General features: G+C 34.2%; 3 protein-coding genes. All 3 read right to left on the minus strand.

Features of this window, described 5'->3' with window-relative positions:
- Nucleotides 1-78: 78 nt before the first annotated feature.
- Complete coding sequence (locus tag ADIARSV_RS14285) at nt 79-3,180, minus strand: glycoside hydrolase family 2 TIM barrel-domain containing protein (protein ID WP_016196286.1); 3,102 nt, start codon at nt 3,178-3,180, stop codon at nt 79-81.
- Nucleotides 3,181-3,275: 95 nt separating this feature from the next.
- Nucleotides 3,276-4,778, minus strand: coding sequence for an arylsulfatase (locus tag ADIARSV_RS14290; RefSeq protein WP_016196287.1), 1,503 nt, complete (start codon nt 4,776-4,778; stop codon nt 3,276-3,278).
- Nucleotides 4,779-5,039: 261 nt separating this feature from the next.
- Nucleotides 5,040-7,403: a glycoside hydrolase family 95 protein gene (locus ADIARSV_RS14295; RefSeq protein WP_016196289.1), complete on the minus strand. Its 2,364-nt coding sequence runs from the start codon at nt 7,401-7,403 to the stop codon at nt 5,040-5,042.
- Nucleotides 7,404-7,741: the final 338 nt, after the last annotated feature.

Consider the following 7,741-nt stretch of genomic DNA (forward strand, 5'->3'; position numbering starts at 1 on the left):
TCGAGAGCTGCCGATTCTATCATTAACGCAACATATAAAAATGAATATGGTAGCCCAAAACAAAAATGAACCTTATTATTAAAGCGGTTTGATAATGTAGCTGTAACTGTAATTATTATTTATTAAACGGTATGGATCGTGTGGCAAAAAACCCCAACTATTATCGCCACCTACACCACGTTGCAATAAATCAACCTGCAAATTAATCACTCCCCTTTTCACAATATCGTTTGTATGTCTATTTTTCTTGGTATTGCCCGCATCAAAATCTTCATCATAATATGGCATAGCACTAAAGCTTAAAGGCTGTAAACCTTGTACTAAAATACCATTGCCTTTATCGTCGTCAAGCTTTATCCATCGAGTATCTGTACGGTTACCATTTGCCTGTGGGCGAATGTAATCTACGTAAGTATTTTCTGGCTTATCCTTGTAAATACCTATTAAAGCCGAATGTTTTCTGTCGCTGTAATTTTCCCAAGGCCCTCTGCCGTAATACTCCAAATTATGATAAGTAGAATCTACATCCATACGCATTCCAAAACGTGGAATTTCTGGTAATTCTTTAATAAGGTTAGAAATTGAGGAGGTTATCTGTAAAGCACCACCTTTTAAAAAGGTGTACGCCACCTCATAATTAGCATTAATAAAATCAAATTTGTAGCGTACTTTAACCGTAGTTTCGCCGTTATTCTCGGTCGTTTTTACATCCACAACTTTTAAATTAGCTTGTGCCGAACGCCATATACCAGAAGCTGTATTCATGTGGTTTCCAAAATCATTATCGGTGGTTGCTCTCCAAAAATAAGGCTCGGGCATTTTTGCCAAAATATTTTTACCATCCTTGGTATAGCTGTTTAAATCGCCACTTCTAAGGTCAAAACTAGCTTTAATATTTCCGGAGTTTAATTCTAAATTATTGCCGTTTTGCTTACTTGTACTTGCTGTTTTTTCTTTTTGATTAGCTAGGTTTACAAAATAACCCGACTTACCAATTTCAAATTGGTTACGTACTACTTCATGTCCTTTTGGCACTATAGGCGTTGCATTTTTAGTTAAAGCAAAAACATTTAAAGCATAATCATTTGCTAGATTGCTTATTTGGGGCAAAGCAATATTTACTTCTTTTTGCTGTCTAGGTGCTATATCAGCAGTAAAAATACCTCCTTTTATCACTTTTCCGTTTTCAACCAATTGCCACTTAAAATCATATCGGTTTAAATTAGTAAAACTAAATTTGTTTTGAATGGTTAACAAGCCTGATTTGGCATTAAATGCGCTTATTACAATTGGACTGTAAAAATTCTTTACCTCATACAAACCTGGATGAGGGTTTCTATCTGCATCTACCAATCCGTTAGCACAAAAATTCTCGTCGTTTCTGAACATATAGCTACCTAAATCGCCACCATATCCATAAAATTTTCTGCCTGATGCATCGTACTGGGTCATCCCTTGGTCAACCCAATCCCAAATACAACCACCTTGCATATTTTTTGAAGAGTAAATAATTTCCCAATATTCATCAAAATTGCCCGAACTATTACCCATAGCATGGGCATACTCGCACATAATAAACGGACGAGTTTGTGGCTTACTGGCATAGCGTTTCATGCTATCAATTTTTGGGTACATTGGCGCAATAATATCTGTATTCCAAGTTTGGCTGCTTTGCTCAAACATCACCGGACGAGACGCATCTCTTTTTTTTAAATACAAATAACTGTCTTTAAAAACCTGACCATTTCCACATTCATTCCCCATACTCCAGATAATTACCGCTGGATTATTTTTATCACGCTCAACCATTCTGTTTATCCTATCGGTAATAGCTGGAGCCCATTCTTTACGATATGCTGGGTGTGGAATGGTATCAAACTCTCGTTGATAAGTAGCCCCCATTCCATGTACTTCAATATTTGCTTCATCCACTAAATACATTCCGTATTGGTTACATAGCTTGTACCATAACTCGTTATTTGGATAATGCGAAGTACGAACGGTATTGATGTTGAATTTCTTCATCATCTCTAAGTCCTTAATCATCAATTCTTTGCTAATTACATGCCCTTTAACAGGATCATGCTCATGTCGGTTAACACCGTAAACGTAAACAGGCATTCCGTTTACCATCAACTGTCCATCGTTAATCTCTACTTTACGGAAACCGACTTGATTGGCAATATATTCTGACGAACCTTTGATATTAAATACAATTTGATAAAGGTTGGGTTCTTCTGCCGACCATTTTTTAATCCCTGGCAAAGTTTTAGCAACAAATTGAAAGGTATTAGCTCCTTGTTTAGCTACAAATTTTTGGGTAGCTTGGTAAACGGTTTTACCCTCTTTATCAAACAGCTTATAGCCTACTTCTACAGATTGGGCAATTTTCACATCCACTTTTACAATGGGTGCTAAAACACCATCTTTATAATTACTGTTTAAACCGGCTTTAATCTCATAATCCTGAATATGATTTTCTTCTCTGGCTAATAAATATACATCTCTTTCTATGCCGCTTAAACGCCAAAAATCCTGATCTTCTAGGTAAGAGCCATCATGCCAGCGATAAACTTTAATCGCCAAAGTATTATCTCCATTCTTTAAATAAGGAGTAATATCAAACTCTGCAGGTGTTTTTGCTGCTTTGGTAAAACCTACTTGTTTGCCATTTAGCCAAACATAAGCCATCCCAGAAATGGAACCTAAATGCAAAATAACCTGCTTATTTTTAAAGTTATCTGCTACTTTAAAAACTTTGCGATAACTGCCTACGGAGGCATAATTATGACTTATAAATGGTGGGTTTTTAGGAAAAGGATATACACTATTTGTATAAATAGGCACCCCAAAACCTTGCATTTCCCAATTTGACGGCACTTGTATATTTTTCCAATTGGCATCTTTGAAATTTGGTTCAAAAAAATTTTTTGGACTTAAATCTGGCTTATCAACATAATTAAATTTCCATTCTCCGTTTAAGGATTGATAAGCATTTGATTTTGAAGTTTCGTCTAACAAAGCCTCCTTTTCTGACTGAAATGGCACAAAGGTTACATGAGGTTCTAATTTGTTTAATTCAACTTTGGTAGGATCTTCCCACTCGGTTAAATTAAAATTTTGTGCACTTGCAGTTTTTAATAAACATAAAAGAGCAATACTTAAAAAGATGCGTGGCATATTGTGTTTTAATTATAATTGGTTTTAAAAAACATTAGACATAACCTATGTTAAAATATGATGACAATCGAAATCTCAAAAAAACAAGTTAACACTCATTTTACTGAAGAAGATCTTTTTAATTTAAAATAAGGGTTATCTACTCTCGAACTAATCATCAACTGCTCAAATTCTTTTACAATGTTCGGATGTTTTGTTTCAACATTGTTTTTTTCTTCAGGATCTATTTTGATATTATATAATTCTGAGGCTTTGCTAGGATCATGTCTAACGGCTTTCCAATCGCCTTTTCTTACAGCTTGGTCTGAATATTTATTTTCGTGGAACTCCCAATAAAAATGATCGTGTTGTTTCTGATTTGCTGTATCGCCTAATAAAGTTGGCATTAAAGATATACCTTCTGTTTGTACACCAGACATATCGGCATGGGCCATTTGCCCTAAAGTAGGCATGATATCCCAAAATGCGCATATTTGAGAAGTAACTATTTTAGGTTTAATCACATTTGGCCACCTTACAATAAATGGTACTCTAATACCACCCTCGTATAAATCTCTTTTAATACCCTTGAATATGCTGTTACTGTTAAAATAATAAGGATTGTTTCCTCCCTCCTCATGCGGACCATTGTCGCTTGCAAACATGACAACTGTGTTTTCATCTAAATTCAAATCTTTTAAAAGTTTTAATACTTTTGCAACATCATTATCAATATGTGTAATCATTGAGGCAAAAGCAGCTTCTGGATAATTTTGTGAATGATATATACCTAAAGAGTCTTTACCATTAGAACCACCCATACCCTCTGTGTATGGAGTTTCTTTAAATTTTTTTTTATAATTTTGAAAAACTTCATCTTCTGGCACTAGCATTTCTGCATGTGGGGTAACAAAAGATAAAAACATAAAGAAAGGTTGCTCTTTCGATTTACTTTCTTTTATGTATCTTATGGCATCTGTTGTAAAAATATCATTGCTAAATTTATTTCTTTTTCCGTTGGCATTTGCTGGAATAATATATTTAACACCATTTTTAAACAAATAATCTGGATATTGAGAGTGGGCATGTGCCTGGTTTAGATAGCCGTTACTATAATCAAAACCCTTTTTGTTGGGTTCGCCAGTTGTGCCATCCATTCCTAAACCCCATTTGCCAATTAAAGCAGTAGTATATCCAGCATTTTTTAGTATTTCGGGGATGGTTGTATCTTGTGGACGAAGTTCTAACTCGCCACCAAAACCATGTGTACCGGTTTCGTAATTTCCTCTAACTCTACAGTGTCCGTTGTCTCTCCCAGTCATTAGGCTAGCCCTTGATGGCGCACATACAGATGACCCTGCATAATGTTGAGTAAATATGATCCCTTCGGAGGCCATTTTATCTATATTGGGTGTCTTGATAGTTTTTTGTCCATAGCAACCTAAATCGCCATAACCCATATCATCTGACAATATGTAAATGATATTAGGTTTTTGTTTGGGCACTTCTTGATTGTTATTAACGTTACAAGAAAAAAAGCCACCTACTGTGCAAATAAATAAGCAAGAATAAAAATTCTTTTTTTTGCCTATTAAAACATTACGGCATTTAATATCCATGAAAAAGTATTATAAATTTAATAGGTTTAAATCACAACAAAAAAGGCAGTTGATCAATTATTTATACTACGAACTTCAGAAAAGTAACAGAACAAAATATCTCAAAGTATAGCGAAAACGTCTCAAAAGGTATTAAGAGGTTAATCTTTTATTTAAAACCTCCATTTATTGGTTGTATTCTTATAATGATGGAATTGCTTGTAGTTTTTAAAAAACATTATTTTTAAATTGAAACTTATATTCCTGTTTTTTATAAAACTTTTATAGCAATTCCATTTGGCTGTTGAACTTTAAAATATCTCTTTTTTTTGTGGATAAACTTTTTACAATATCGCCATAACGTAAATTTAGCTGATCTCCTAATTTCGATTTAATTAGTAAAGATCGTAACACTCCGTTTTTCCATTCAATAGAAACTTCAAATCCTTTCTTTGCCATTAATCCATTAATACTTCCGGATGACCATTCTTTAGGTAAAGCTGGTAATACATTAATCTCATCATTCTGGCTTTGCATCAACATCTCGGTAATGCCAGACACTAGTCCAAAATTACCATCAATTTGGAAAGGTGGGTGCAGATCTAAAAGATTAGGCAATGTTGATTTTTGTTGCAGCGCTATAATATTTTGAAATGCTTTCTCGGGTTCTAACAAACGGGCATAAAAGTTAATTATCCATGCTCTGCTCCAACCCGTATGTCCACCACCGTTAGCCAATCTGGTTTCAATTGTTTTTTTTGCAGCTTCAAAAAGCGCTGGTGTTTTATATTTTGATATTTGATTGGAAGGATGTAATGCATACAAATGCGATATATGGCGGTGTCCAATTTCCTTCTCTTTAAACTCTTCAGCCCACTCCATTAACCTGCCGTCACTACCAATTTGAATCGGCTGCATTTGGCTTAATTTGGTAATCAGGCTATCTCTAAAACTTGCATCAATACCTAAAATATTGGCAGATTTAATACAGTTATTAAACAATTCAAAAATGATTTCTCTATTCATTGTAGGATCCATGGTTATTGTTCCTACTTCTCCATTTTTTGTAATGAAATTATTTTCTGGAGACACTGAGGGTCCTGAGACTAAAAATCCCGTTTTAGGATCTTTAACCATAAAATCAACAAAAAATTGAGCCGACTCTTTCATTATTGGATATGCATAAGAAACCAGAAATTGCTTGTCTTCGGTATATTCATAATGTGTAAATAAGTGTTCGCAACACCAGGCGGCGCCCATTGGCCACATGCCATATCTGGATTTTCCGAAACCTGCTGTAGAATACCATAGATCACTAGTATGATGAGCAACAAAGCCGGTTGCGCCATAGGTTTCTTTGGCTGTAATTCGACCATTTTCACGCAAATCACCTATAAAATCTAAAAAAGGCAAATGGCATTCAGATAAGTTGGTCATTTCTGCAAGCCAATAATTCATTTGAATATTGATGTTAATATGGTAATCAGAATTCCATGCTGGTTTTAAACCATCAACCCAAATACCTTGCAAATTTGCAGGTAAGGTTCCTGGTCTTGAACTGCTGATTAACAAGTATCTTCCAAATTGGTATTCTACTTGTGTTAAATAGTTATCTATTGCTCCATTTTTTATTTGATTTAAACGAACATTTGTAGGTATATCTTCTCCATTTTTATCAGATAATTTGATATCTACTCTATTAAACAAAGACTGATAATCCTGGATATGCCTTTTTAATAGCGTTTGATAAGATAATTTTAATGCATTAGCTAGATCATTATTGCATTTCTGTTGCGGATCTAACCCTCGGTAATCACTAGAAGCTACCACTCTAATGATTACTTCGTCGGCATTAGAAATCACCAATTTGCCATTTATCACTTCAGATTTCCCTCCTTTGATTTCAAAATCAGCAATGGCATAAAATTTAACTCCAAAACCGTCTCCAACATGTTCTGAAAATTCGATACGATTTTTAGAAAGTACTTTCTTTGTATTTGCTGTTCTATCAACCCAAGCAGAAAAACTGATTTTTTGTCCTTTATCTGCGGTATATTTGAAAACCATTACTTGATCGGGGAAACTTGAAAAACTTTCTCTAAGGTAGTTTACACCTTGTTTTTGAAATAGAGTGCTTACTAATGCCTGGTTTAAATCTAGCTGGCGTTTGTAATTAGTTAAGTTAACCAATTGTGAACTTTCAATATGTAAATTAGCCAACATTTGATATGAATTTGAACCAGAATCAGGTCTTTGGTTCAGCAATTTACCTTCTGCTACCTTTTCTGCTTCAATGTATTTGTCATCAAATAAAAGCTGACGTATCTGTCCTAAATACTTATATCCATCTTTTCTGTCGGTAAGATAATTTTTCCCTCCCGACCAAATGGTTTCTTCATTTAAGCAAAGTGTTTCTGATGCTGGGGAGCCGTAAATCATAGCGCCCAAACTTCCGTTTCCAATGGGCAAACCTTCGTCCCATTTCATGGCAGGTTGGTTAAACCATATTTTCAAAGGAGTTTCTTTTTTAGGTTCATTAGCTTTGGCATTATATGCCCACAAACAAAGGAAAAAAATAATTTTATTGGTGTTTCTCGTTATCATATTGTAATAAAAATCTTTATAAAGAGTGTAAGTACAAAACATCAACTTAAAATTTAGGGTATCTATTTTTCATCTTAAATCTTAACAATTAAGTTAAGTCCTTCTTACCCGCTATACCAGCTATTTTCTGATGCTTAAGCAATTATAAAACAGCCTTTAGTTCTGTTTTACAGGTATATACATTTCTATTTTTTGTACGAATGTATATTTATGGGAGGTACTAATAACCCCTGTTTTTTAAAATATTTTCCATCTAGCTCATAATTAATTTCTTAAAATAAATTACGAACTAAAAATTAGAGTAAATCGCAAAATAAAAAGTTAAAAGAAGGCATTATTGCCTTCCTTTTTTCTTGTTTTTTATAGTATGGACACACTTC

This window comes from Arcticibacter svalbardensis MN12-7, from assembly GCF_000403135.1.
Taxonomy (GTDB): domain Bacteria; phylum Bacteroidota; class Bacteroidia; order Sphingobacteriales; family Sphingobacteriaceae; genus Arcticibacter; species Arcticibacter svalbardensis.